The sequence below is a fragment of the Nodularia spumigena CCY9414 genome, assembly GCF_000340565.2.
GTDB classification, from domain to species: domain Bacteria; phylum Cyanobacteriota; class Cyanobacteriia; order Cyanobacteriales; family Nostocaceae; genus Nodularia; species Nodularia spumigena.
Map to the genome: position 1 here is coordinate 3243445 of NZ_CP007203.1, position 24636 is coordinate 3268080.

The window sequence follows — 24636 nt, forward strand, 5'->3', positions numbered from 1 at the left end:
TTTGTTGTCTTCCTACTTTCATTAGTCTTGCCAATCTTAATTAAGGAGCGCTATCAATTACTACATAAAGAATAAATCGGCTACTATCTGAATTAGTGTGCAAAATTTATTTGTAATTATTGAAATGCTTGCCAACTGCTATCGCTATATAGCTAAGTTGGATATTTAAAGGGCTGACTTGTTAATTAAAGGAACAAAGTATGACCCACCCGGAAGTCATGAAATCAAATAATATACTTCATGAGTTTAAAACTTGTACTGAACTGCAATACAATGGCTATTTAAATATAAAAAGTCCCAAGGGAAACCAATGGACTTTTTACTATCGTCTAGGACGGATAGTTTGGGCTACAGGAGGAACCCATCCTTTCCGGCGTTGGCGGCGAAATATGGCTCAATACTGCCCCCACATTGATGTAGAACAGTTAAATTTACGTAAAGAAGACATAGAAATCAATTACTGGGATTATCGCATCCTGGAAATTTTGTATAAAAGGCAAAAAATTGAACGAGAACAAATTCACTCTTTTGTAGAAAGCACAATAGCAGAACTGTTGTTTGATTTAGCGCAACAAACCAATTTTGTGTCTGCAACTTGCGAGCGCAGTCAGGAAGTTATCCTAGAAACACCAATGAGTTTCACGAGTGCAAATGTCTCTATGAAACAGATGCAAGATGCGTGGAAAACTTGGTCGGAAGCTGGTTTGACTAATTTTTCTCCCGACTTAGCGCCAATTCTGCGGAAACCAGAACAACTCCAGCAGCAGGTAAGTCCATCTGTCTATAAAAACTTTGTAAATTTGATCAACGGTAAATACACTCTGCGAGATTTAGCCGCCAAAATGAAGCAGAGTCTTGTCGCTGTCACCCGTTCATTGCTTTCTTATATTCTCAAAGGCATTATTGAACTGGTAGAAGTACCTGATTTGCCTTTCTCCTTTACAGCAGTTAAAAACAATAGTAATGCCAGGAAACCTACCCAATCAAATGCACCATTGGTAGCTTGCGTAGATGATAGCCCACAGGTTTGTAAGATCCTAGAGGAAATTATTATCTCACACGGACTAAGATTTATCAAGATTCAAGATGCTGTACAAGCTTTACCAACCTTGATTCAAAATAAGCCAGACCTGATTTTTTTAGATTTAATTATGCCTGTTGCTAATGGTTATGAAATTTGTACTCAGTTGCGGCGAATTTCAGCCTTCACCAATACACCTGTGATTATCTTAACGGGAAACGATGGTCTTTTGGATCGAGTCCGCTCTAAGGTGGTCGGTGCTACAGATTTTATGACTAAACCCGTAGCAGCAGATAAAGTTATGAGTGTAGTTCGTAAGTATTTACCTGTACAGGCTCAACGTCAGGTGAAAAGGACAGTAGCTAAATCTCAAACTGAATCTCAAACTCAATCTCAATCTAAATCTCAAACTCAACCTCAACCTAAATCTCAATCTCAATCTCAATTAAAGGTTTGTCATTCAAGCCTTGACTCTTAGTATTTGTTCGGGAGATTAATAATCAAAATTCAGTTGTAGAACTTTCTTTATGACTCAGAGCAATTCTACCGCACAGATATTATATTTTTAACAGCTTTGGGTTTTGTGAATTTCGCCTTAAGGGTTAATGGGGTTAATCACATAGTATTTGTAGATTCCATACATTAAAGGGATGATTTATCAAGGATAATATTTTCTCTGATCAAATATAAAAATCATCAAGCAAAATTCCATAGAATTGCAACTTCCTATTGGTATAATTTGGACACATACTTGAGTTTTGTGTTTTCATTCTGAGAATAACTTTAAAGGTAATTTCCATGAATACTGTTTTAGTCGTTGAAGATGGTTTGACTGATATGGAAATCATCAGCCGTTACTTACAGCAAGCCGGATACTATGTGATTAGTGCTACTAGCAGTGAAGAGGTTCAGGACAAAATAGACCGCAATAAGCCGGATCTGATATTTCTGGATGTAATTTTACCAGGTAAAAGCGGATTTGAAATTTGCCGAGAATTGAAAAATAACCCCGATACTAGCAAAATACCTATAGTTTTTTGCTCAACTAAAAATAGCGATGTCGATAAAATTTGGGGAAATATGTTGGGTGCTGAAGCTTATCTTGCTAAACCTATAAATCCAGAGGAATTAGTAGTTACTCTCAAGAAATTACTGAAGTGAAACTGGAGTATGTGTTCCTGATTTTCGATTAACTTACTCATAGTTTCTGAATGCTACTACAAGCCCCGACATTTATCTGTTGTATGAATCGAAAATACCAAATCTAAAATCTAAAATTGTCTGACTCAAATTCATCATCTATATTAAAGGAAAATTAACTTTGGAGAACAAGGAAAAATTTTTAAGTTTGAACTTGGGTACAAGAGATACAGCAGTAATTTCTTTACACCAAATTACAGAGGTGTTTCAAGTATCCTTGGCTGATATATGTGGCGTTCCCCAAATGCCAAGTTGCGTTTTGGGTATCTATAACTGGCGCGGCGAGATGCTTTGGTTAGTCGATTTAGAGGAAATGCTGGGTTATCCACCAGTTTTGCAAGGAGCAAATTTTCTCTCCAATTTGATGGCGATTGTGCTGGAAAGGGAGGGTAAATATTTAGGTTTATTGGTGCGGTCTCTCATGGATATTGAATCGCTAGATACTAATCAAATTAAACCTGCATCTGCGGAATTATTTTATCCAGCCATGTCACCTTTCTTGAAAGGATACTTTATTAATAGTGCGGAAGAGATGATCTTAAATTTGGATGCTACGGCGATTATTCAATCTCCTCTCTGGGCTATTAAGAATTAATAGGAATATTATTTGCTGAGGAATATTAACAATTTTTGAGGGCTTTTACTATGACAGTTGCATATGATAACAACCAGGAAAATGAGCAGAACATGAATGATTTACAAGAGTTAGAAAATCATAATGGTGGTACTCATATAGCCAATATTATGAGCGATTCTATATCTGAATTAAATGCAGTTTCTCAGGAATTTAAAAATTGGCGGCGACAGTTGCAAGAAATTACAACTCGGATGCGTCAAGCCTCAGATATGGATACGCTATTTCAAGTGACTGTGGCACAACTGAGGGCGAAAATTGCTTGCGATCGCGCGTTGATTTATCGCTTTACTTCTCTGGAGTCTGGTACGGTTTTATCAGAATCTAGAACCAGAGGTTGGACACCGACTCTGAGTGAAAATCTTCCAGGGATTCTTTTTGGTTTATATACCAGTGAAGACTATTTAGAACCTGTCGCAATTAATGATATTAATCAGGTACAGCTGACACCTTATCAAAAGCAACTTTTAGAAAAATTTCAAGTCCAATCTCTTTTGAGTGTCCCCATTGTAGTAGGGGGTAAAGTTTGGGGCTTATTAGCAATCAATAATTGTGCTTTAGCCCGCCAATGGCAAGAGTCCGAAACTACCCTATTATCTCAAATTAGCACAGAACTTATCTACAGGTTGCAAAGCTTTGAATTCCAAAAAGAAATACAACAGCAAACATTAGCAAAGAAATCTGTCGCCAAAGTCATCGATAAGATTTTGCGAGTATCAAACCTGGAGCAAATTTTTAACACAACTACTCAAGAAATTCGCCAATTATTACGATGCGATCGCGTCGGTGTTTACCGCTTCCAACCTGATTGGAGTGGACAGTTTATCGCTGAGTCAGTGGGTGAAGGTTGGATAAAAATGGTGACACCAGATTTCAAAATGGTCTGGGAAGATTCACACTTACAAGAAACCAAAGGCGGACGTTATGCTAAGGGTGAAAGCTTTGCCGTCAATGATATCTATGAAATGGATCATGCTCAATGCCACATTGATATTTTAGAACAATTTCAAATGAAAGCCTATATGATTGTTCCGATTTTTGCTGGGGAACAATTGTGGGGTTTATTGGCAGCTTATCAAAATTCTGGCCCTCGTGAATGGCAATCCTGGCAAGTCAGCTTTTTGACTCAGATTGGTTTGCAATTTGGTGTAGCTATTTCCCAAGGTGAATATCTAGAACAAGTACAGTTCAAATCTGACCAATTAGTTCAAATTGCTGCTCAAGAAAAGGCTCTGACAAAGATAGTTAACCGCATTCGCCAATCCTTAGATGTAGACGAGATTTTCAAAACAGCTACTCAAGAAGTCCGCCAATTACTAAGATGCGATCGCGTCGCAGTTTATCGCTTCAGTCCTGATTGGGGTGGTGAATTTGTAGCTGAGTCAGTAGGTCATAATTGGGTAAAACTGGTAGGTATTGATATCAAAACCGTTTGGGATGATAGCCACTTACAAGAAACTCAAGGAGGTCGATATGCCAAAGGTGAAAGCTTTGTTGCTAAGGATATCTATAAAGTAGATCATTCTCCTTGCCACATTGAAATTTTAGAGCAATTTGAAATCAAAGCTTATGTCATAGTTCCTATATTCTCTGGAGAACAATTGTGGGGCTTGTTCGCAGCTTATCAAAATTCGGGACCTCGTGATTGGGAAGAAACCGAAGCCACCTTGTTAGCACGCATGGGCGACCAACTAGGGTTAGCATTACAACAAACTGAATATTTGCAACAACTACAGACACAATCAGCACAACTAGCAGAAGCCGCAGCACGAGAAAAAGCCGCCAAAGAATTACTGCAACAACGATCTATTCAACTGCTCACAGCCGTCAGACCAGCCTTGGATGGAGATTTAACAGTCCGCGCCCCAGTGACCGAAGATGAACTAGGTACAATTGCAGATGCCTATAACAATACATTGCAAGCACTGCGGCAAATTGTTATCCAAGTACAAACCACTTCCCAAAAAGTAGCCCAAACTTCCAGTAATAGTGATGCTTCACTGGCGGGACTGACAAATCTCGCCAAACAACAATCTGAAGAAATTACCACAGCCCTAGACGATATTCAACACATGGTAGACTCTACCAAAGCTGTGGTAACTAATGCCGATTTGGTGCAGGTGGCGCTGCAAAAAGCTAACCAAACCGTAGAGTCAGGCGATGCAGCAATGAACCAAACTGTCAAGGCCATCCAAGGAATTCGTGAAACCGTCGCCCAAACCAGTAAAAAAATTAAACGCCTCAGCGAATCTTCGCAAAAAATCTCCAAAGTGGTGAATTTAATCAGCAATTTCGCCACCCAGACAAACGTACTGGCTTTGAATGCAGCCATTGAAGCCACTCGTGCTGGTGAATATGGTAAAGGATTTGCAGTTGTAGCCGATGAAGTTCGTTCCTTATCTCGCCAATCAGCCGCAGCAACAATTGAAATTGAAAAATTAGTTCAGGAGATTCAAGCAGAAACTGGCGAAGTATCAGTAGCAATGGAAACAGGGATTCAGCAGGTGGTGGAAGGGACAAACTTTGTCGGTGAAACCCGGCAAAACTTGAACGCCATTGTTTCTGCAACTGCCGAAATCAGCCTGCTAATCCAGCGAATTACCGCAGCTACCCAAGAACAAATGGGTCAATCTGTAACGGTAACAGCATCAATGCAAGATGTGGCAGAAATTGCTAACAAGACTTTTACCGAATCTCAAGAAATTGCTACTGTCCTGCAAGATTTATCAGGAATGGCACAAGGGTTATTAGCAACTGCTAGTAAGTTTAAAGTCAATTAATTAATTGGGAGTAGGGAGAAGAAGCAGGGGAGCAGGGAGCAGGGAGCAGGGGGAAAGAAATTTCTCAATCCCGAATCCCCACTCCCCAGAAGAGGAACGGGCGCACCGGAGCATCGGAGCAAGGGGGAGTGAGAAATTACTTTAAACTTCCGGTTACTTAACAACCGTTCCTCTTCTCCCCTGCACCCTGCCCCCTGCACCCGCTCCTCTTCTCCCCTGCACCCTGCCCCCTGCACCCGTTCCTCTTCTCCCCAATCCCTAATCCCCAATCCCCAATCCCCAATCCCCAATTATGATTACAGACGCTGAAATTCGCGAACAAGGCTATATGTATTTTCTGGCAGAAGCACCAGATTTATTGCAAATTATTGAGCAAGAACTGTTTAGCTTATCAGAAGATTTTAGTATTGCTAAAGTTCATAAGTTAATGCGGGCTAGCCATACACTTAAAGGCGGAGCTGCTAACGTTGGGCTAGAAGTCATTAAGATGATCGCCCATTCTTTAGAAGATGTGTTTAAAGCTCTTTATAATCCAGATGTGGTCATTGATGCTGAACTGCAAACACTCTTATTCCAAGCTTACGAATGTCTGAGCCTAGCCCTAACTACAGAACTGACAGATATTACTGTTAATAATGAAGAACTTCTGCAAAGAGCGGCTTTGGTTTTTGCTCAATTGCAAGAAAAACTCGGTGATGCTTATGGTGATGAAACTCATATCCCCACTTCGGAAGAATTGGGTTTTGATATTGTTAAATCAATTTTTGAATCCGGGGTAAATCAGCGTTTAGAAAGTATTGCGGAAGCTATTCATAATCCCCCTGATGATGAAGAATTTCACGCCTTTTTAGGTTCTCAGGCTGAGGTGTTTCTGGGGTTAGCAGAATCCTTAAATTTACCGGGTTTGCAAGAAATTTCCCAAACAATTATGGCAGCACTGCAAGCAAACCCCAGCCAAGTATATCAGATTGCTGAACTAGCTCTTGCAGATTTACAGCAGGCTCAAAAAGAAGTTCTAGCAGGCGATCGCACTTGTGGCGGCGCACCTTCGCCAGAGTGGGAAAAACTCACAACTGTGGTAGATGTAGATGAGGAATTGTCTGAAACTACTGGTAGTTTTATCAGCAATGCCGAAGAATTTTATAATTTTTTAACCGCATCTGGTAATACTAAAAATGAGCCGATTAAACCAACAACTGCCAAGTTATATTTAAAAGTAATCTACTATATTTGTGGCTGGTTTAATCACCAAAAGAAAATACCTAAAGATGAACTTGAGTTATCTTTGCTTATTCCCAAATCAGATGCAGATAACCAAATAAATTATATTACTAATTGGTTGAATGATTTTTTAGATTTTGTCCAAGATGAAGAAGATAGTCTTAGTCTTGTCCTTTATCGCCACGGTGTAATTTTAATAATTCTGCTAGCAGTTGCTAAATTTGAATATATATCTGATAAATCTGACAGCTATACCCTTTTGGTTCACACATTACAAAACCAAATTCGTGCATTAGCAGAAGAATATAAAAATTATCCCCCTGTTAATACTCAAGAAAAAAATTGGCTAGACAGTCCTAAATTACGAGAATTGCTAGTTTTCCAAGAAATATCAACTCCGGAATTACCGATAAACGATAGCTTGGTAGAGTCAATTTGGGGAGGAGAAGCTGATGCAAACATTACTGATGACGAAGTTAATAAATCATTAGCTGTCAGTGAGGAGGTGCTTGCAGATATTCTAGAAACTGACATTGAAGCTATTACTGATGTAGCTATCCAAAACAACGAACAAATACAAGATAATTCCCAGTCGCCAGAAAGTAAAAATTATCGCAAACCTACATTCATTCGTGTAGATGTAGACAGATTGCAACGTCTTAATTATCTAGCAGGGGAATTACTGATTCATCAAAAACGCCGGACATTATATGATGAAAAAATCAAAGAAATATTAGAGCAATTATTACAGCGATTTAGCAAACACCAAGGAACTTTAAGTGATTTAAAAGATTTGCCTTTACAGATGCCAAATGTCACATCACCATCTACACAAAAATTTGCATCTGTGAAATTTGATTCCCTGGAAATGGATATCTATACAGAATTTCATCTGTCGTTACATGAAGCGATGGAAGAAACTATGCAACTACAAGAAGCTACAGAATCCCTGGAATTACTCCTCGGACAAGCGACTCAAATTAGTGATAAAAAACAAAGTTTGGCTTTTAGTATTATAGATAATTTAGTAGAAGCGCGGTTGTCACCTCTAGGGAATGTCTTCAATCGCTTACCTCAGATGGTGAAAAAACTGGGGAGTGTCTATCACAAACTTGTAGAATTGAAACTCACCGGGACAGAAGTGCTGGTTGATAAAGCCATTGCGGAAAAGCTTTATGAACCCTTACTACACTTAGTCCGTAATGCTTTTGACCACGGTATTGAATCTCCACAACTTCGAGAAGAACGTGGTAAACCAGAAGAAGGATTAATTGAAATTTGCGCCTATCATCAGGGGAGTCAAACTGTGATTGAAGTCCGGGATGATGGACAAGGATTAAATTTTGAGAGTATTCGCCAGAAAGCTATTAAACTTAATTTTATAGCTGATGATGACCATAGAGGTTATTTTTCTCATTCTGATCAATCCGAATTGTTGGATTTGATGTTTTTTCCGGGTTTGTCCACTGCGGATCAGGTGAATGAAGTTTCTGGCCGGGGTATGGGGTTAGATATTGTGCGTTCTCAGTTACAAGCACTCAATGGCTCTATTTCAGTGCAATCTTTGCCTAACCAAGGGACAAGTTTTATCCTCAAAATACCTTTTTCTATGACTACTGATACATTAATGTTAGTCCAGGCTGGAGGGGTTGTTTATGCCCTACTTTTGGACAGTATTGAAAAAATCTTGATTCCTTCGACTCAGCATATCAGGGATTTTGAAGGCAAGAGAGTTTTACATTGGAATGCAGATGACAATGAAACTGTAGTCAACCTGTATAAATTGTCTGAGTTGATTGACTATCAAGGTTCATTATTCAATGGTGCTAGTTTAATAGACAATACATCAATTACCCATGAAGTCGGAGTCATGAAAAATCCGGTGCTGCTACTACGGCGAAATCAGGGCGTTTTTGGTTTAGAAGTTGATCAAATAATTGGTGAACAAGAATTAGTGATTAGACCTTTAGGAAATGCGATCGCTCCCCCAAAATATGTTTATGGTTGTAGTAGTTTAGCCAACGGTAATCTGATTTTAGTAATTGACGGTACACTCCTGCTGGAGTCGAAATCAAGCCCAACCAAGCTCGATATTCCCGCACTACCAACAGCTGATAATTCCCAGCCAAAAGCTTTGGCGATGTCAGGGTATACTGCCCCAAATATGCCTTTATTGTCGGCCTCTGCGCCTACAAATACTCTCCAAGCACAACCACGTCAATCTCTAGAGTCAAATCACAAAGCTGCAAAAGTGGTTTTAGTCGTGGATGATGCTATTAGTCTCAGACAAACTCTCTCTCTGACGTTGCAAAAACATGGGTATCAAGTCATACAAGCACAACATGGTGTAGAAGCTCTTGAACAGTTGCAACGCCATCCGGAAATTCAGGTGATTATCTCCGATTTAGAAATGCCGAGGATGAATGGTTTTGAATTGTTAAGTAATCTCCGTCAAAACCCCAATTTTGTCAACATACCCATAGTAGTTCTCACTTCCCGCAGTGCGGACAAACATCGTCAGCTTGCCAAAGAACTCGGTGCAAATGCTTACTTTGTTAAGCCTTATTTAGAACATGAATTTCTCTCGATGATCCATGATTTGATTGCTCAAGAAGAGCAAGATTCCAGCTCTTTGGTAATTGTCTAAAAATTCGCAATCATTGTTTGATTTGATTTCTGTGTATTAGCTATTGTGATTAACTTCACCAAACTTAATTAACAGGGCGATCGCTATACTCACACCTAAAATTAATGTCATACTCAAAGCTGAACCAAAGCCCCAATTTTGGGTGGCTCCGAGAAACTGATTATATACTAGGCGCGCTGCGGTCATACTAGAAGCCCCACCCAATAATTCTGGTTCAATAAAATCTCCTAATGCGGTGATGAAAACTAACATTGTCCCAGCAATTATTCCTGGCAAAACTTGCGGTATGGTGATTTTGACCAAGGTTTGTCGGGAATTTGCGCCTAAGTCGGCGGCGGCTTCTAATAATCGCTTGTCTAGTTTTTCTAGGGAAGCATAGAGGATTAATACCATATAGGGTAATAAACTATAGCTCATACCAATTAATACGCCTGGTTCTCGGTACAGTAATTCTAAGGTGGGTAAGCCTAAACTGCTGAGGACAGTATTTAGTAAGCCAGTAGGACGTAAAATTGTCATCCAGGCATAAGAACGCAGTACTGAGGATGTCCATAAGGGGAGGACAAAGCCTAATAACAGCAAGTTTCGCCAGCGCGGCGGTGACATTTGAGCAATCCAATAGGCGACGGGAAAGGCGAAAATTAAGCAAGTGATTGTTGTTTTGGTTGCCAATTCTAGCGATCGCTTGATAACTTCTAGGTATAAGGGATCTAGTATCCGCAGATAGTTATCGAGTCCACTGGGATTGACTATCTCCCCTGGTCTAATATTGGGAACTAGGCTCAATTGCAAAATTAGCAGTGTGGGTAGCACTAACAACAATAATAACCAGAGTCCAGAGGGTGCTAGTAATACTAAAGGTTGCAGCCAATTAGTTGGCTGGCTATTGAGTTTTTTTATATTGGCAAGATCACCGGAGAATTTGATTTCAGGAGGAGGATTTTTGGTAGGCACTTTAATTATTTTCTCAACTATTAACTAATACTTAATTTAGTCCAGTAACGCTCATAAACATCTTCAAAATCTCCCAAGGGCGCAATCCGTTCGCACTTTTCTAGTAGCTCCTGTGGGGGAAACCAGTTAGCATTATTTTGGATATTTTGGGGTAATTGTTCAAACCCGGCCATATTGGGAGTAGCCAGGCTGAGACGTTGACTGATGCTGGCGGCTATGTCTGGTTGTAACATATAGTTAATCCAGGCGTAAGCACCATCTAAATTAGGTGCGCTTTTAGGGATAACGATTGTATCAGTCCATAGTGAAGAACCACTGCGAGGAATGACATATTTAAATTGGGGATTTTCCTGGGTAATGCGGATAGCATCTGCTGAGTAACACATGGCTAAGGTTAAATCTCCGGCTAAGAGTTGGTTTTGCCAAGCGTCAGTATTGAAAGAGGCGATCGCAGGTTTTAATTCTACTAATTTTTCATAGGCTTGTTGGATTTGGTTTTCGTCTTGAGAGTTGTAAGAGTAACCCAACATTCGCAACACTCCACCCATGACTTCCCGGACATCATTTAACAAGGTGATCCGCCTATTCAGGAGTTCTTGATTTTGCCACAGATAGTCCCAATCTTGGGGTGGATTTTTGAGTTTGGCGGAATTGTAAATAAATCCCGTTGTTCCCCAATTAAAGGGGATACTATGACGGTTATTCGGGTCATAACTGGGATTTTGAAATTGCGGCAATAAATTATTTAACCCGTTTAAGCGCTCATGATCAATTTCGGTTAATAAATCTTGTTCCGCCATTTTCTGCACCATATAGTCAGATGGATAGATGATACTATAAGCACCACCACCACCAGCTAACAGTTTAGCCAGCATGACTTCGTTGGAATCATAAATATCTACCAACACTTTGATGCCGGTTTGGGTGGTAAATGTTTCGAGTAATTTTTGATCGGAATACTGTGTCCAAGTGAAAAGATACAGTTGATCACTACGGGTAGAGGTTGTACTTGATTTTACATTACCCAAAGTCCAACCACAACTAGCCAAGGATAAACTAGAAAGTGCTGCGATCGCTTGTAAAAATTGCCGTCGGTTGTTCATGCTCACTACTGATTAATTGCTACACAGTCACTTTCTGCCCACCAAGCATAAATAGGTGTGTTACGATCTGGTAAATTCCCCAAGGTATTGGGTTGCAAAACATTGATACTCACACCGTTAGTTAATTCCACTACATAATTTACATGAGTTCCTAAATACATGACATTCCCCAACCGCCCTTCAAAGCAGTTGGTTAGGAGATGAGGCTGATACAGTGAGAGTTGAATTTTTTCCGGACGCACACTCACCACTACTGCTTGAGATAATTCCGATGGCGTGTCTGCATAACGGGTGACAACTATTTTTAAGCCATTTTTTGTGACAATTTGTACTGATGAAGATTCTATATGGGTGATTTCACCACTAAATAAATTTGTATCACCAATAAAATCAGCGACAAAGGATGTTTGGGGATGCTCGTAAATTTGCTTAGGAGTACCGACTTGCTCAATTTTGCCTTGGTTCATCACGGCGATGCGATCGCTCAAGGACATGGCCTCTTGCTGATCGTGTGTCACCATAATGAAGGTTAATCCTAAATTTTTGTGTAAACTCGCTAACTCAACCTGCATATCTTTACGCAGTTTTAAATCTAAAGCCCCCAAAGGTTCATCGAGCAATAAGACAGTGGGGCGATTGACTAAAGCCCTGGCTAAAGCTACCCGTTGCTGTTGACCACCAGAGAGTTGATTGGGAAAGCGCGATCGCCAGCTTTCCATTTTTACCAGCCCTAAAGCTTCTTTAACTCTGATTTCAATTTCTGATTTGGGAATTTTTTTCTGGAGGCGCAATCCAAAAGCAATGTTATCCCACACATTCATATGGTTAAACAGCGCATAGCTTTGAAAGACAGTATTTACCGGTCGGCGATAAGCCGGGACATGAGACATGGGCTGACCCTGAATCAATACCTTACCCGCATCAGTCATTTCAAACCCAGCTATTAAGCGTAGTATGGTTGTCTTGCCACAACCAGAAGGGCCTAAAATACTAAAGAATTCCCCCTGTTTGACATCCAAGTCAACTCCATGTACTGCTGGTTCATTGTTAAAAAACTTGAACACGTGACGCAGTTCAACATCCAGTTCTTCAGACATTGTGATTTTATTATGATTTTGCGTAACTGTTTGAGCCATAATCTTCGGTAAAATGCACTGATATTAGGTGATTGTCTGAGTCAATGTAGTCTATTAAAACCTATAATTCCGTAGTTAGGAGTGGAGACTAAATAAATTATGCAGTATAAAAGATGGTGAAAAGTTGATTATTTAGGCGATCGCATTGCTGCTAAATTCCCGGTAGGCATTTAGCATAATCCTATACATATTAATACTAGTTTAGAAAATTTCTTTGTCTTATGACTTTATGGCAATCATCCCCACTGGGCGGAGAAAAGAATACACGTACAGTTGGACGAAATTTTCAACCTGTATTTTTAATGGCATTTACCCTATTGATGACCACGGTCATCGGCGTGCGGTTGGCATACTTGCAAATTCTCGGCGGAGCGCAATACCGTTCCCAAGCAGAGGCTAACCGGGTGCGGACAATTCATAAACAACCAGAAAGAGGCAATATTTTTGACCGCAACGGCAAACTTTTAGCTAGTACCCGTTCTCCTCGTTCTGTATATCTGTGGCCAATGGCTCATACCAAGGCTGCTTGGACGGTTGTCGGTTCACGTCTAGAGAAAATTCTCGATATCCCCAAAGAAGAAATCGCCAAAAAATTACAAGAAGCAAGCCCCAACTCTTATTCACTGATTCGCATTGCTCGTGACCTGAATGAAGCCCAAATTACTGCCATCAAAGAGTATGAAAACGAACTAAAAAATGTCGAAATCCAGACAGAAGCAGTTCGCTATTACCCCCACGGTCGAGAATTAGCCCATGTGCTGGGCTATACGCGAGAATTAACTCCCGAACAGTTAAAACAAAAGCGGAAGTCAGGCTATCGATTAGGAGATGTGATTGGTCAGATGGGGTCGGAAAAGGCTTACGAACATCTTCTCCGGGGTGAATGGGGCGGTCAGCAAATAGAAGTAGATGGAGCAGGTCGTCCTGTCCGGGTATTGGGAGAGAAACAGGCAAAGCCCGGTAATGATTTAACTTTAACTATAGATTTAAATCTGCAAATAGCGGCAGACAAAGCTTTGGGAAATTACAACGGTGCCATTGTGGCAATTGACCCCAATAATGGCGCAGTCTTAGCGATGGTGTCTCGCCCCACCTTTGACCCCAATATCTTCTCTAAACAAAAACTCACCGAAAAAGATTGGGAAACTGTCCAAGGTGCAAATCATCCTTTAGTTAATCGCGCTCTTTCTGCTTTTCCTCCCGCCAGTACGTTCAAAATTGTCACTACAGCAGCTGGGTTGGAATCAGGTAAATTTTCTCCGAATACAGTCCTACAAACCTACGGTTCTTTAACTTTTAGTGGGACGAGATTTGGTGAGTGGAACCACGCCGGATTCGGTCCTTTAGGTTTTGTGGGCGCAATGCAGTGGAGTAGTGATACTTTCTTTTATCAAGTTGCTAGGGCAGTGGGCGGCCCCACTTTGATTGAATGGACTCGTAAATTTGGATTTGGTGAAAAAACTGGCGTTGAGTTTGCCTCGGAAGAAGCCAGAGGTTTAGTGCCGGATGACCAATGGAAACGCAAGACTTGGAAGATGCCTTGGAGTATCGGCGACAGCATTAATATGTCCATTGGTCAAGGAGCTTTATTAGCTACTCCTTTGCAAGTTGCGGTCATGTTTGCTGTGCCAGCTAATGGCGGCTACCGAGTCCAGCCCCATTTGCTCAAAGATAATGAAGAAGCCAGAAGCTGGCGAGAACCTATCAAGATGAAGCCGACAACCATGAAAATTCTCCGTGACGGACTCAGGAAGGTGATAACTCAGGGTACTGGTCAAGTTTTGAATAAGCCCACACTTCCCCCTGTAGCTGGTAAAACAGGAACAGCTGAAGCATGGCAGCGTGGAGTGAAAAAAAATCATGCTTGGTTTGGTGCTTATGCTCCAGCAGATAAACCAGAAATCGTCATCGTCGCTTTTACTGAACATTCTGGTGGCGGTGGTGGTAGTCTTGCTGGCCCAATACTTTTAGAAATTCTGGAAGACTATTTTCAACAGAAGTATCCTGGTAAGTATCAAAAGCCAAAGTGATTGAGGGCTGGGGACACCGGGACTGGCGGTTCCTTATAAATCAGTGATTAATCTGGCTCTTCTCAGGATAAATTGCATAGCTGTTTCCTCTTTAGAAATAATGTCAGCTTTGGTATTCATACCTGATTGGATGCGACAATGGCGATCGCCATTGCCAAATGTCATATTTACTGGTTGCACTGTGGCTTCAAAATAACTACCTGCTGTAGCAGCACTAGAGGCTGCACCCATGTTATTTGCAGTTGTCATTACATCTGGAGATATGTTAGTAACCACAGCCTTAAGAGTGCCATAATCAGGATATGGACAAGCATCAACACGTAATAGCACGTCTTGACCAATCCCCACCTTTTGTATATCTGCCGTGGGAATCATCGCTTTAATCACCAGAGGTGCATTTTGAGGAACGATTTCCGCCACAGGTTCGCTCGCACGCACAACTTGGCCAGGGTTGCGTAAATTCAGCTTGAGAATAATACCGTCGCTGGTAGCACGAATAATGTTACCTTGGACTTCGTTTACTACTTGTTGCAGCTCTTGTCGCAATTGGTAGAGTTGATTTTGCATATCAACTCGCCGTTGAATTAACGCTTGTTTTTCTTTGTTCAACGTAGCGATGCTGGCTTCACCCCTAGCAGTTTCTTGAAGAATGCGGATTTGAGCAATTTCTACCGCCGCCTGAGAAGGATTGAGGACTGCTTGTGCCAAGTTTACTTTACTTTGGGCAATCTGCACCGCTTCTTTGGCGGCTACTAGGTTCGATTTCGCTTGAGCTACTAAGAGACTTTTCTCATCATACTGGCTGTTACTAACCACGCCACTTTCTGACAATCCCTTGTAGCGATCGCTTTCCGTTTGGGCGTGTGCTAACACAGAACTAGCTGTTTGTAATTGAGCTTGTGTTCTTCGCAATTCCGCTTCTGCTACTTTTAATTCACTGTTAGTAGCAATTTCCCGGTCTTGATAGTCTCTTTGATTACGTGCTAAATCAGATTGCGCCGCATAAACCGTCTGCTGTATGACTCTTTGTTCTGCCAGCATCTGATTATCTAAAGACTCAAGTTGGGAATTAATTTGAATTAATTGTAAACTGTTTTGTTGAATACTTCCTTGTAATTGACTTTGCTTAATTTGCAAATCCTGAGAATCAAGAATAGCAATTATATCTCCTTGTTTGACCACCTGATTTTGTTGAACTAGAATCTTTTCAATACTGCCTTCTTTTGGTGGTTGTACAACTCGAACTTCTCCTGTAGGACGAACAGTAGCCGTAGTTTTGACTGTCACATTATATTTTACAAATGAAGACAGAGCGACCGCAGAAACAACCGTTCCCACCAGCGTCACTCCAGCTAAAGAAGTCCAGATACTAACCGGAGGCAGAAAATCCTCAGTTTTAACACTTGGAAGGATTTTTTCGCTATGAGTATAAAGCATATTCTTCTAGACCAATTACTACTACTTAAAAACTTAAAAAATCTAAATGTTCTCCTGGCTTATTCTTCAACTCTGCTAATTTTCCTTGCTCCTTTAACTTGCCATTTTCCAATAAAACTACCCAATCAGCCCGATTAATGACTCTAGGGCGATGAGTAATTAAAATTGTGGTTTTTCCGCGACGATGCTGAAATAATTGTTCTAAAACTTGCGCTTCACTCACCGGGTCTAGTCCACCTGTAGATTCGTCTAAAATCAGAATTGGTGGATCTGTAATTATCGCTCTTGCTATTGCTAACCTTTGGCGTTGTCCCCCAGAAATGTTTGCCCCAAACTCACCTAAAATAGTTTGATATTTCGCAGGTAGTTTAATAATAAATTCATCAGCTTCCGCAATTTTGCAAGCTTTAACAATTTGCTCAAATGAAGCATGGGGCGCTCCTAGTCGAAAGTTTTCTACTATGGAACGACTCCAAAAATGAGCATCTTGAGGAACCAGTATTACCTGTTGCCGTAAACAATCTAGAGCCAAGTCTTGGAGATTATATAATCCTATCTGAATATTACCATAATTTATCGGGTATAACCCCGCTATTAGTTTGGCTATCGTGCTTTTACCACAACCAGATTTGCCAATTATAGCAGTAACCTTACCACCAGGAATAGTCAAAGAAAAATCTTCTAAAAGTTCCAATCTCCCAGCATAGTGAAAATTCACATTACTGCAAACAATATCTGTATCACCGGGAATCATCGCAAAAGGCTTTTTCCCATCATTTTCATTCTCTGGGGTCGCGTCTATCACCTCTGTCAGACGTTCAGTGGCAGTTTTCACAATGGTGAATTGTTGGACAAAACCAATCACCGTCGCAATTAATCCCAAAAAATTAGCATTCATGGCGTTAAATGCGAATAACTGCCCGATGCTGAGATTTTCAGCCGGATTAATTACTAAATAACCACCGAACCAGAGTAAAATTACACCGCCAATACTAGAAACAAAACTGGAAAAATTATTATTAATAATTCCAATCTGCATTGTCCGGAATGCTAAGTTACTCAACAGTCCAAATTCACCTTGCAATTCATCTTTAAATTGTTGTCCTGACCTGGTGGTTTTCAGGGTGAGAGCGCCTTTAAATGTTTCTACTAACAACCCCTGCGCTTCTGCATACTTAACTAAAAAATCCCGGTTCTTTTGCTGTAAAGTCGGGAGAAAAACGATAGTGGATAAGGTCATGAATACAGCAATAATTACTGCTACTATGCTCAATTTCCAGCTATAGAAAATCATCAAACACAGAGAAATCAGTGCAATAAAAAAGCGGCTGGGTAAGCTGACAACTACCTGAGATATTAATTGATTAATCTGGTCAATATCTCTGAGCCTACTGACAATTTCTCCACTCCGCCGGGCTTCGTAATAAGAAAGCGGTAATTGCAAAATTTGCCGTCCAAAATCCAGCACTAACCCTAATTTCAAACGCTGGGCAAAGTGCGCGATTAAGTTAGACTGTACATAAGAAAGGCTAGTAGAAATTATATTCATCACCACTACAGCCATGACTACTGTAGTCAGTAAACTTGTATCACCCCTCACTAGCACATCATCAGTCAGGATTTGCAGTAAAAACGGAGAAGCCAAAGACAGTAACCCCAACATCAAGTTGAGAGGTAAAGCTTGGGCGAGTATTGTCCGATAAATCCAAACCCGTTTGAAGAAGCGAAAAAATCCCCCTACTTGGTCATCTTCTTGGGCAAAAAAGCGGATGGGATCTGGTTCTAGTAACAACATTAACCAGTCTGTCCAACCCTTTACTAAATCTTGGCTAGACAGATAACGCATTCCCACAGCTGGGTCAGCAATCAAATATTTTTTGCCTTTTTTACCGTAGAAAACTACCCAGTGATTTCCGTTCCAGTGAATAATTGCTGGTAAAGGTGCTTCATCCAAGCGCTTCAGTAACTCTGGTGAAGTAGTCACAGGTTTAGCAGTGAACCCCAGTGTTTCTGCACCCCGCCGCAGCCCTAACAAAGTTGTGCCAAATTGTCCAGTCCCTACCACTTCCCGGACATGGCTGAGGGTAAAATTGCGCCCGTAATATTTAGAAATTGCCGCTATACAAGCTGCGCCACAGTCTTCTTCACTATGCTGTCGAACAAATTGGTATTTCATGTGCAAGTAATGATGAAATTCCCCCAGAAACAGCTACCCGATTCGGCTTCAGGCAATTTTATGAATAATATCAAATTCTTCATCAATACCCATAATAAAATTTATGTTGCTAAGTTTGGGTGGGAAAACAGTCACTAGGGCGTGTTTTAAAAGTCTAGAAGTAGTCTAAAAGTAGGTTGGGTTAAGCGCAGCGCCACCTGTACGAAGCAAACCAAATATTGGGTCAAGTTGGGTTGGCCAAAACCTCAACCCAACCTACTTTTACTACATTTACGTCTAATTTTGGGTGGGAAAACAGTCCCTAGTGTGGGGTTCTTTTTATGCATCTTTATATTCAATTGGTATTACTTGAATTAAAAGTGTTAACCACAGATGATATAGTTGGCAACTTTATGCTTCTATGTGGTTGGGCAATATTTTCAGCTATCGTTAGAGTGCCTATTAAAAATGGTCAGCTATTAGTTGGGAGTCTATCACGACCAGATAATTATTGCTAATTATACGACCCAAAAATAAATAGCTGACCATTTTTTAAACTGGAAATGGAAAATTTAGTAAATGATTTTCAAGCTATCACTTTTACTCACTATCTATTTATGAAACACTTATGCAGATATAGGACTCCTATTTGATTTCTGTTGGCGTAGCCTGCGCTTTGCGCTTACAACTCAAAAAGCTGTTTCCTACTCCCCACTCCCTACGGACCACTCCCCACCTACGCAAGTAAGTATGGCTACGCCACGCAAGCTATCAAAAATCAAAGCGGATTACTATATTTCAGTTGATGTCTGGTAAAATGTGAAAAAAGCTCTAAAATTCAATTTTCTCTGACTATGGATTTACAGGTCCTGGGTTGGGGGGATTTGGATTTGGCTCTGGCTCTGGCTCTGGTGGCATAGGAGGCATAGGAGGCATCATAGTCAAAATATTCACAGTCAAACCAGTTGTTGAAACTGTGTTTGAAGAATTACCACCGCCTGCTATACTACCGCCCGGACCAGATTGAGCGAATGAAGTAGAGTTAGTTTGTTGGGCAAAAAATGAAGTCGATGCTCCATTCAGATTTAAAGTCCCATTTTCAAGTAAGCCACCACTTATGGTTTCTTGCTCTGCAACAGATACTTCTGTAAATAATTGGTCAAACATTGTGTTTATTTCTGGTTATTAGGAATCTTTACTAGAAAGCCTTTTCCCTATCAGGTTTACGTAGCCCTGTAGGAAAACTCAGGTAATACTGAGCTATATTTGACAGAGGGAAACTAAATGAAATTCATCTGTTGAAATTTAATTTAAATTCACCAGATCAGATTTTTCCTGATCAAGAGATACCTGGGTAAACAATTGATCAGAAATAGTTTTACCTCTTGGTGGTAACAAAATTTACCAGAGTTGCTAGATGTTTTTCCATCAACTCTGGTACGATTCATCAGCTATTTAGAAACCGAATTGAGCGAACAGACTTGCTAGGTTGAAATCTGCTGGTATATCTAGTCCGTTTAAATTTGCACCTGATGTATTAACTCCAACGGAAGCATTTTCACCAGTTGCGATGCTACCGTCTGCATTAGACGCAGCATTAGTTATTGAAGCTGTTTGTAGTCCTACGAAAGTAGTACCACTAAAGTTCAAGCTGCCTATTGATAATCCACCAACTAGGGTTTCTTGTTGGCTTGCGGATAGTTCGTTAAACAATGGGTTGGTCATGGTTTTTATCTCTTGGTGTTAACAAAATTTACTTAAGTTAGTAGTATTTTTGACTACTAAACTTAACCGAAAATAGCCGCAAAAGTCAGGCCTTCAGGTAGATTCAATCCGTTTGCGGTGAAGGCTTCAGTGATAATTTCTATGTTGATAGTTTGTGAAGTTGATTCGCTACCACCATCTGGGGTAGAGGTGGTTACAGTTGAAGTGAACTGTTGACTGCCAAAAAAGCCGGTTTGACTAGAATTGATGGTAAATCCACCAACAACGGTTTCTTGTTGCTCTGAGGATACTTCGGTAAACAATTGGTTCAACATGATGATAATTTATGAAAATTGAGGACTATTATTGCAAGTGAGAAAGTTTACCTAAGTTGCTTGTCTGTGTAGGCAATTAACTCAGGGACGGATAACTAAATTAAGGGATCGGTTATGGCTGGGGAGCGGGAGCGCTGAAGAAGTTGGCAGGTAGATTGATTCCGTTAAAGGTTTCAGCAAAGGTGAGAACAATTACGTTTCCAGTTTCGCTGGTTGATTGGCTACCACCATCTGGGGTAGAAATTGTTTGTGTGAAACTGGTTTCTTGCAAGCCAGAAAAGAAAGTGGAACCAAAGTTAAATCCACCAGCTACAATTTCTTGTTGCTCTGAGGAGACTTCGGTAAATAATGGGTTTGACATGATTGTGATCTCTTGGTATGAAGAAGTTTTACCATAATTAGTAGTCGTTTTAACAACTATAATTCTGGTTCGCCACTATAATAACCCCCTATAATTCATAAGTCAATAAATATTTTTAACAAGCCTAATTACCTGAAACTACATACAGGCATTACACTTTTCGGAAATAAAGAGCAAGTCCTAAGTTGACAATTAATAGACAAAGCTATACTTATATTGACAAAAATCAATATATATTTTAGGAAAAAATCAACTACTTGATATATAATACGGTGATATCAAGTATTGAATTGAGACTATTGCCGACGCGAAAACCAAGCAATGATGGTGGTAGTCTTTTTCAGAAACTTAATTGGAACACAATCGCGTCTGGCTAAGGCGTGAAAGTCTACTGAGGGATAACTGCTCCCATGCTCCCGTTGAAGTAGAAAGTAAAGTCTAGTTTTGTCTAGGTTTTATATAGCAGGAAAAAGTGCAAAATATCCTTGGCTCAAAAATTTGAAGAGACATAGCACTGCTACGTCTCTTCATCTAGGGGTATCAGGAAATATACTGCGCTAAGGGGTGCTTAGGGTTTTTGAGTGGAAATCGCTAACTTCGCCCCCTTTACCTGACGCACTCGATCCATTATGGCGACTACTTGACCATGACCTACTTTTTCATCAGCATTAATAATTACCAAGGCTTCCGAGTTAGCACCAATTATATTCCGCAGTTGTTCTGCTAATGAATTAACTGTACTTGGTTGACGATTGACGCTAATTGTTCCGGTTTGATCTACCGTTACGGTAATTTTCATGGGAATTTGCTGTTGTGTGGCTGTGGTGGCTGTAGGTAAATTAACGGGCAAACCTTCAGACCTAGTTAAAAACAGCGTTGACATGATAAAAAATGTTAGAATTGCAAATATCACGTCAATCATCGGTAAGATGTTGATCTGTGCTGGTAAATCTGCTTCATCTGGTAGGCGCATAACTTTTCTCTCCTCGTTCGTAGCGTCGGCGGTAAAGTAACTCTAATTGTCCTCCGTATTCTTGAATGAGTGCTATTTGACGGATATATAGACCCCGGAAAGAGTTGGCAAATAATAGTGTAAATATAGCAACTACTAATCCTGTGGCGGTGGAAACTAAGGCTTCACTAATACCAGCTGTGACACCTGCGGTTTTTGTACCTCCGACATCACCTATATCTAAGGATGCAAAGGAAGCAATTAATCCTAAGACTGTCCCCAGTAGTCCTAATAATGGTGCTAAACCGATAATTGTCTCAAAGATGTTTTGAAAGCGTTTGAGTAAGGGTATTTCTGCTTGGGCTTCACTTTCTAGTGCTAAACGAAATTCTTCGGGGTTCGGTTCTTCTAATTCCAGAGGCGAAAGAAAAATGCGCGCTAAAGGCAAATCTGCGTTTTTCCGGAGTTTATCCATTGCGCCAACTACGTTATCTAGCCGATAAAGATTTAACACATCTCTAATTACACGGCTTTGACGGTTATTGATTCTCACCCAAAATCGGATACGTTCAATAATTAGCGCTACTGCTAACACTGAAAACCCGAATAGCGGCCACATCACCACTCCGCCAGCCGTAAACAGATTATTAATTCCCATTTAATGCCTCGTCACAAATAAGTAATACACAGCCAGATGAGTAGAATCTTCAGGCAAGTTGCTAGTTTTTGTCAAGAGAGTAGAAAGTTGTCAGATAATTTTTTTTAATCTATGCGTACATAAGGGCGGGCAATCCTTGCCCTCCCCACAAGAGTTGTCATGTTAAGATGCCCACCCCACAAGAGTTGTCATGTTAAGATGCCCACCCCACAAGAGTTGTCATGTTAAGATGTGGACTAGATTTATTTGCCCCTGGCTGTATTTTGTCGGAAATTTAGGTTAATTGAATTAACTCAAGTTTTTGGGGTGGTTTTGTCGCTACTTGTGATAATTAGTATTCATATTTTGCTGTCTGTCAAAAGACGGGCTGTCATAGTTGAGCTATATCTCTAGGAATTACGCAAATATCCACTCTAGGGGTAATTTAGATCATGGTTGTGTGGGGTTTAAATTTCTGGCTTTGTAGAATAATTCTAAACTATGGCGATCGCCTACAAAACGCCAGTGCCAAGGTTCATAACTCACACCTTGAGAATTATTTTCAGGAAAGGAGATTTCAAAGCCAAAACGCGCCGCATTTCCTTCTAACCACCGAAAAGCTTTAGTATTTTCAAAGTTGGTTTGCAGATTAGTTGCTGGGACTGCACCATCTCCTATATCCACAGCGTAACCTGTATGATGTTCACTATGTCCAGGGGGCGCGCTGACAGTAGCTCTTTCGGCTGGGGTTTGATTGCGTCTAGCACCAACACCAAAAAATAGCTGTTCTTGCTGTTTTACTGAGCGAAAACCCGAAATTGCCGCTAAAATTACACCCTCACGCCGCGCTGCTTGCTCCATCGCCTGATACTTTTCGGCTGCGGCTTTTCGCAGTCTAATTCGCCCATCTGCGGTAATTGGTAATAGTTCTGATTCTGGCGCTTCTGGGTATGTCAAATGACCCAATAGCGCATCCAGATTATTATCTTGACTATTGACAGAATTACCAGATTGTGTATCTGTGGTAGCTGTGCCGTTAGATGCAGGTTGAGGAGCAACTGTGTTTCTGGGTGTGATGACAAAAAACCAAAAACTAGCAATTAAACCCAGGACGATCAACCCGGATACTCCTGTGATCAGTAAAATTAGACTTGACGAAAGGCGCTTAGGTGCTGCTTCAGGGCTATCGCGTAAAGCCACTGGAATATCTTCACTAGAGTCACCTGATAAGTTATGCGGTTGTCCAGAAAACCGGGCTTTATTCAAGGATCAACTCCTGCTTTTGTGCAATATTCTTCAAAGATTGTAGACTGGACAGTGAGAATCTTCGGTAGTATTGACATCTATTATTTTTCAGCACAATCTTGGCTAACCTCCTAGAACTATACGTCAAACTGGTGGGATTAGTCCTAGTAGGCTTTATTCTGGGACGCAAACTACCTCACACAGTTCCTACCCTTGTGGGTCAAGGGCTATTTTGGGTAGGAGTACCTATAAGCATTGTCGCTTTTTTACGTAACACTGACTTGTCGGGACAGATTTGGATTGCTCCGGCGATCGCCTATTTAGCCATTTTACTAGGGGCATTTTTGGCTTGGTGGGGAATGAAAGGACAAGCCTATTTCACAAACACCATTCACCAAAAATCCACTCAAGGTAGTTTGCTTCTAGGGGCAATGGTGGGTAACACAGGTTATCTGGGTTATCCCATCACCCTAGCATTAGTCGGGCAAGAATACTTTGCCTGGGCTTTATTCTACGATATGTTGGGATCACTTTTCGGAGCTTATGGCTTCGGGATAGTATTGGCATCTCATTTTGGCAGTAATGTCCGGAATTATTGGCAAATTACCAAATCTATTTTAATTAATCCTGCCCTGTGGAGTTTCGGCTTCGGCTTGCTATTTCGCCAAGTGACCCTCCCCACTGTCTGGGAATCTAGCCTAGAAAAATTAGGTTGGGGCGTGATTGCTTTAACTTTAGCCTTAATTGGGATGCGACTTTCTCAGCTTAATTCTTGGCATAGGCTACCGGAAGCAGGAATCAGCTTAACAATTAAAATGTTGGTAGTTCCTTTAATTATCGGCAGCACATTACCACTTTTTGGCGTAACTGGAGAACCAGCACTGGTGATTGTGCTACAAATGGCTATGCCTCCAGCATTTGCTACATTGGTAATTGCCGAAACCTTTAATCTTGACCGTGACTTGGCTGTTACTTCTTTAGCAGTTGGCTCTATGGGATTACTACTTACTCTCCCCCTTTGGCTTTGGCTATTTTAACAGTTATCAGTTATCAGTTATCAGTTAAACGGCATTATTGGATCGAA

At 40.7% G+C, this 24636-nt stretch carries 19 protein-coding genes; 7 read left to right on the forward strand and 12 right to left on the reverse strand.

What is annotated here, in order from left to right:
* Positions 1-200: 200 nt before the first annotated feature.
* The 5 genes from NSP_RS14050 to NSP_RS14075 all read left to right on the forward strand — a co-directional run bounded on the left by NSP_RS14050 (position 201) and on the right by NSP_RS14075 (position 9503).
* Complete coding sequence (locus NSP_RS14050) at positions 201-1499, forward strand: response regulator (RefSeq protein ID WP_006195993.1); 1299 nt, start codon at positions 201-203, stop codon at positions 1497-1499.
* Between the two features lie 320 nt (positions 1500-1819).
* On the forward strand, positions 1820-2182 hold the full coding sequence (locus NSP_RS14055; RefSeq protein WP_006195994.1) for a response regulator transcription factor: 363 nt from the start codon (positions 1820-1822) through the stop codon (positions 2180-2182).
* A 160-nt stretch (positions 2183-2342) separates the two neighbouring features.
* The gene (locus NSP_RS14060) at positions 2343-2816 is read left to right on the forward strand and encodes a chemotaxis protein CheW (RefSeq protein WP_006195995.1); all 474 of its coding nucleotides are present in this window, start codon (positions 2343-2345) and stop codon (positions 2814-2816) included.
* Positions 2817-2866: 50 nt separating this feature from the next.
* Positions 2867-5635, forward strand: coding sequence for a GAF domain-containing protein (locus NSP_RS14065; protein ID WP_006195996.1), 2769 nt, complete (start codon positions 2867-2869; stop codon positions 5633-5635).
* Positions 5636-5927: 292 nt separating this feature from the next.
* Positions 5928-9503 carry a hybrid sensor histidine kinase/response regulator gene (locus NSP_RS14075; RefSeq protein ID WP_006195997.1) on the forward strand — a complete coding sequence of 1192 codons (3576 nt, stop codon included), beginning with the start codon at positions 5928-5930 and terminating at the stop codon, positions 9501-9503.
* A 36-nt stretch (positions 9504-9539) separates the two neighbouring features.
* On the opposite strand, the gene NSP_RS14080 is transcribed toward NSP_RS14075, so the two are convergent.
* Genes NSP_RS14080 through NSP_RS14090 form a run of 3 tightly spaced genes read right to left on the reverse strand, consistent with a single transcriptional unit; the run spans position 9540 to position 12696 of the window.
* A complete protein-coding gene (locus tag NSP_RS14080) occupies positions 9540-10430 on the reverse strand; it encodes an ABC transporter permease (RefSeq protein ID WP_373567399.1) in 891 nt (296 codons plus the stop codon).
* 47 nt (positions 10431-10477) lie between these two features.
* Positions 10478-11560 (reverse strand): polyamine ABC transporter substrate-binding protein, encoded by a 1083-nt coding sequence (locus tag NSP_RS14085; RefSeq protein ID WP_006195999.1) that lies wholly within the window; start codon positions 11558-11560, stop codon positions 10478-10480.
* Positions 11561-11565: 5 nt separating this feature from the next.
* The gene (locus NSP_RS14090) at positions 11566-12696 is read right to left on the reverse strand and encodes an ABC transporter ATP-binding protein (RefSeq protein WP_017804164.1); all 1131 of its coding nucleotides are present in this window, start codon (positions 12694-12696) and stop codon (positions 11566-11568) included.
* A 221-nt stretch (positions 12697-12917) separates the two neighbouring features.
* Between NSP_RS14090 and mrdA the strand changes: the two genes are divergently transcribed.
* A complete protein-coding gene (gene mrdA / locus NSP_RS14095) occupies positions 12918-14726 on the forward strand; it encodes a penicillin-binding protein 2 (RefSeq protein ID WP_006199100.1) in 1809 nt (602 codons plus the stop codon).
* Between the two features lie 33 nt (positions 14727-14759).
* On the opposite strand, the gene NSP_RS14100 is transcribed toward mrdA, so the two are convergent.
* From NSP_RS14100 to NSP_RS14140, 9 genes are all read right to left on the reverse strand, one after another.
* Positions 14760-16163, reverse strand: coding sequence for a beta-barrel domain-containing protein (locus tag NSP_RS14100; protein WP_006199101.1), 1404 nt, complete (start codon positions 16161-16163; stop codon positions 14760-14762).
* A 25-nt stretch (positions 16164-16188) separates the two neighbouring features.
* Positions 16189-18339, reverse strand: a complete 2151-nt coding sequence (locus NSP_RS14105; RefSeq protein WP_017804165.1) for a peptidase domain-containing ABC transporter — start codon at positions 18337-18339, stop codon at positions 16189-16191.
* A gap of 831 nt (positions 18340-19170) precedes the next feature.
* Positions 19171-19485, reverse strand: a complete 315-nt coding sequence (locus tag NSP_RS14110; protein ID WP_006199103.1) for a CTB family bacteriocin — start codon at positions 19483-19485, stop codon at positions 19171-19173.
* A gap of 288 nt (positions 19486-19773) precedes the next feature.
* Complete coding sequence (locus tag NSP_RS14115) at positions 19774-20043, reverse strand: CTB family bacteriocin (protein WP_017804166.1); 270 nt, start codon at positions 20041-20043, stop codon at positions 19774-19776.
* Between the two features lie 62 nt (positions 20044-20105).
* On the reverse strand, positions 20106-20357 hold the full coding sequence (locus NSP_RS14120) for a CTB family bacteriocin (protein ID WP_006198883.1): 252 nt from the start codon (positions 20355-20357) through the stop codon (positions 20106-20108).
* Between the two features lie 112 nt (positions 20358-20469).
* Positions 20470-20718, reverse strand: coding sequence for a CTB family bacteriocin (locus NSP_RS14125; protein ID WP_006198884.1), 249 nt, complete (start codon positions 20716-20718; stop codon positions 20470-20472).
* Positions 20719-21286: 568 nt separating this feature from the next.
* Entirely contained in the window at positions 21287-21691 is a 405-nt protein-coding gene (locus NSP_RS14130; RefSeq protein WP_006198885.1) for an ExbD/TolR family protein, read from the reverse strand.
* Positions 21675-22328, reverse strand: coding sequence for a MotA/TolQ/ExbB proton channel family protein (locus tag NSP_RS14135; RefSeq protein WP_006198886.1), 654 nt, complete (start codon positions 22326-22328; stop codon positions 21675-21677). Before NSP_RS14135 ends, NSP_RS14130 begins: the two co-directional genes overlap by 17 nt.
* Before the next feature lie 429 nt (positions 22329-22757).
* On the reverse strand, positions 22758-23573 hold the full coding sequence (locus NSP_RS14140) for a M15 family metallopeptidase (RefSeq protein ID WP_006198887.1): 816 nt from the start codon (positions 23571-23573) through the stop codon (positions 22758-22760).
* Between the two features lie 98 nt (positions 23574-23671).
* On the opposite strand from NSP_RS14140, the gene NSP_RS14145 reads away from it, so the two are divergent.
* Positions 23672-24589: an AEC family transporter gene (locus NSP_RS14145; RefSeq protein WP_006198888.1), complete on the forward strand. Its 918-nt coding sequence runs from the start codon at positions 23672-23674 to the stop codon at positions 24587-24589.
* Positions 24590-24636: the final 47 nt, after the last annotated feature.

Bases quoted from the DNA above. Each gene is read 5' to 3' on its own strand.
- NSP_RS14050 (WP_006195993.1), top strand. From the start codon at position 201: ATGACCCACCCGGAAGTCATGAAATCAAATAATATACTTCATGAGTTT.
- NSP_RS14055 (WP_006195994.1), top strand. From the start codon at position 1,820: ATGAATACTGTTTTAGTCGTTGAAGATGGTTTGACTGATATGGAAATC.
- NSP_RS14065 (WP_006195996.1), top strand. From the start codon at position 2,867: ATGACAGTTGCATATGATAACAACCAGGAAAATGAGCAGAACATGAAT.
- NSP_RS14075 (WP_006195997.1), top strand. From the start codon at position 5,928: ATGATTACAGACGCTGAAATTCGCGAACAAGGCTATATGTATTTTCTG.
- NSP_RS14085 (WP_006195999.1), bottom strand. From the start codon at position 11,560: ATGAACAACCGACGGCAATTTTTACAAGCGATCGCAGCACTTTCTAGT.
- NSP_RS14090 (WP_017804164.1), bottom strand. From the start codon at position 12,696: ATGGCTCAAACAGTTACGCAAAATCATAATAAAATCACAATGTCTGAA.
- mrdA (WP_006199100.1), top strand. From the start codon at position 12,918: ATGACTTTATGGCAATCATCCCCACTGGGCGGAGAAAAGAATACACGT.
- NSP_RS14100 (WP_006199101.1), bottom strand. From the start codon at position 16,163: ATGCTTTATACTCATAGCGAAAAAATCCTTCCAAGTGTTAAAACTGAG.
- NSP_RS14105 (WP_017804165.1), bottom strand. From the start codon at position 18,339: ATGAAATACCAATTTGTTCGACAGCATAGTGAAGAAGACTGTGGCGCA.
- NSP_RS14110 (WP_006199103.1), bottom strand. From the start codon at position 19,485: ATGTTTGACCAATTATTTACAGAAGTATCTGTTGCAGAGCAAGAAACC.
- NSP_RS14115 (WP_017804166.1), bottom strand. From the start codon at position 20,043: ATGACCAACCCATTGTTTAACGAACTATCCGCAAGCCAACAAGAAACC.
- NSP_RS14120 (WP_006198883.1), bottom strand. From the start codon at position 20,357: ATGTTGAACCAATTGTTTACCGAAGTATCCTCAGAGCAACAAGAAACC.
- NSP_RS14125 (WP_006198884.1), bottom strand. From the start codon at position 20,718: ATGTCAAACCCATTATTTACCGAAGTCTCCTCAGAGCAACAAGAAATT.
- NSP_RS14130 (WP_006198885.1), bottom strand. From the start codon at position 21,691: ATGCGCCTACCAGATGAAGCAGATTTACCAGCACAGATCAACATCTTA.
- NSP_RS14135 (WP_006198886.1), bottom strand. From the start codon at position 22,328: ATGGGAATTAATAATCTGTTTACGGCTGGCGGAGTGGTGATGTGGCCG.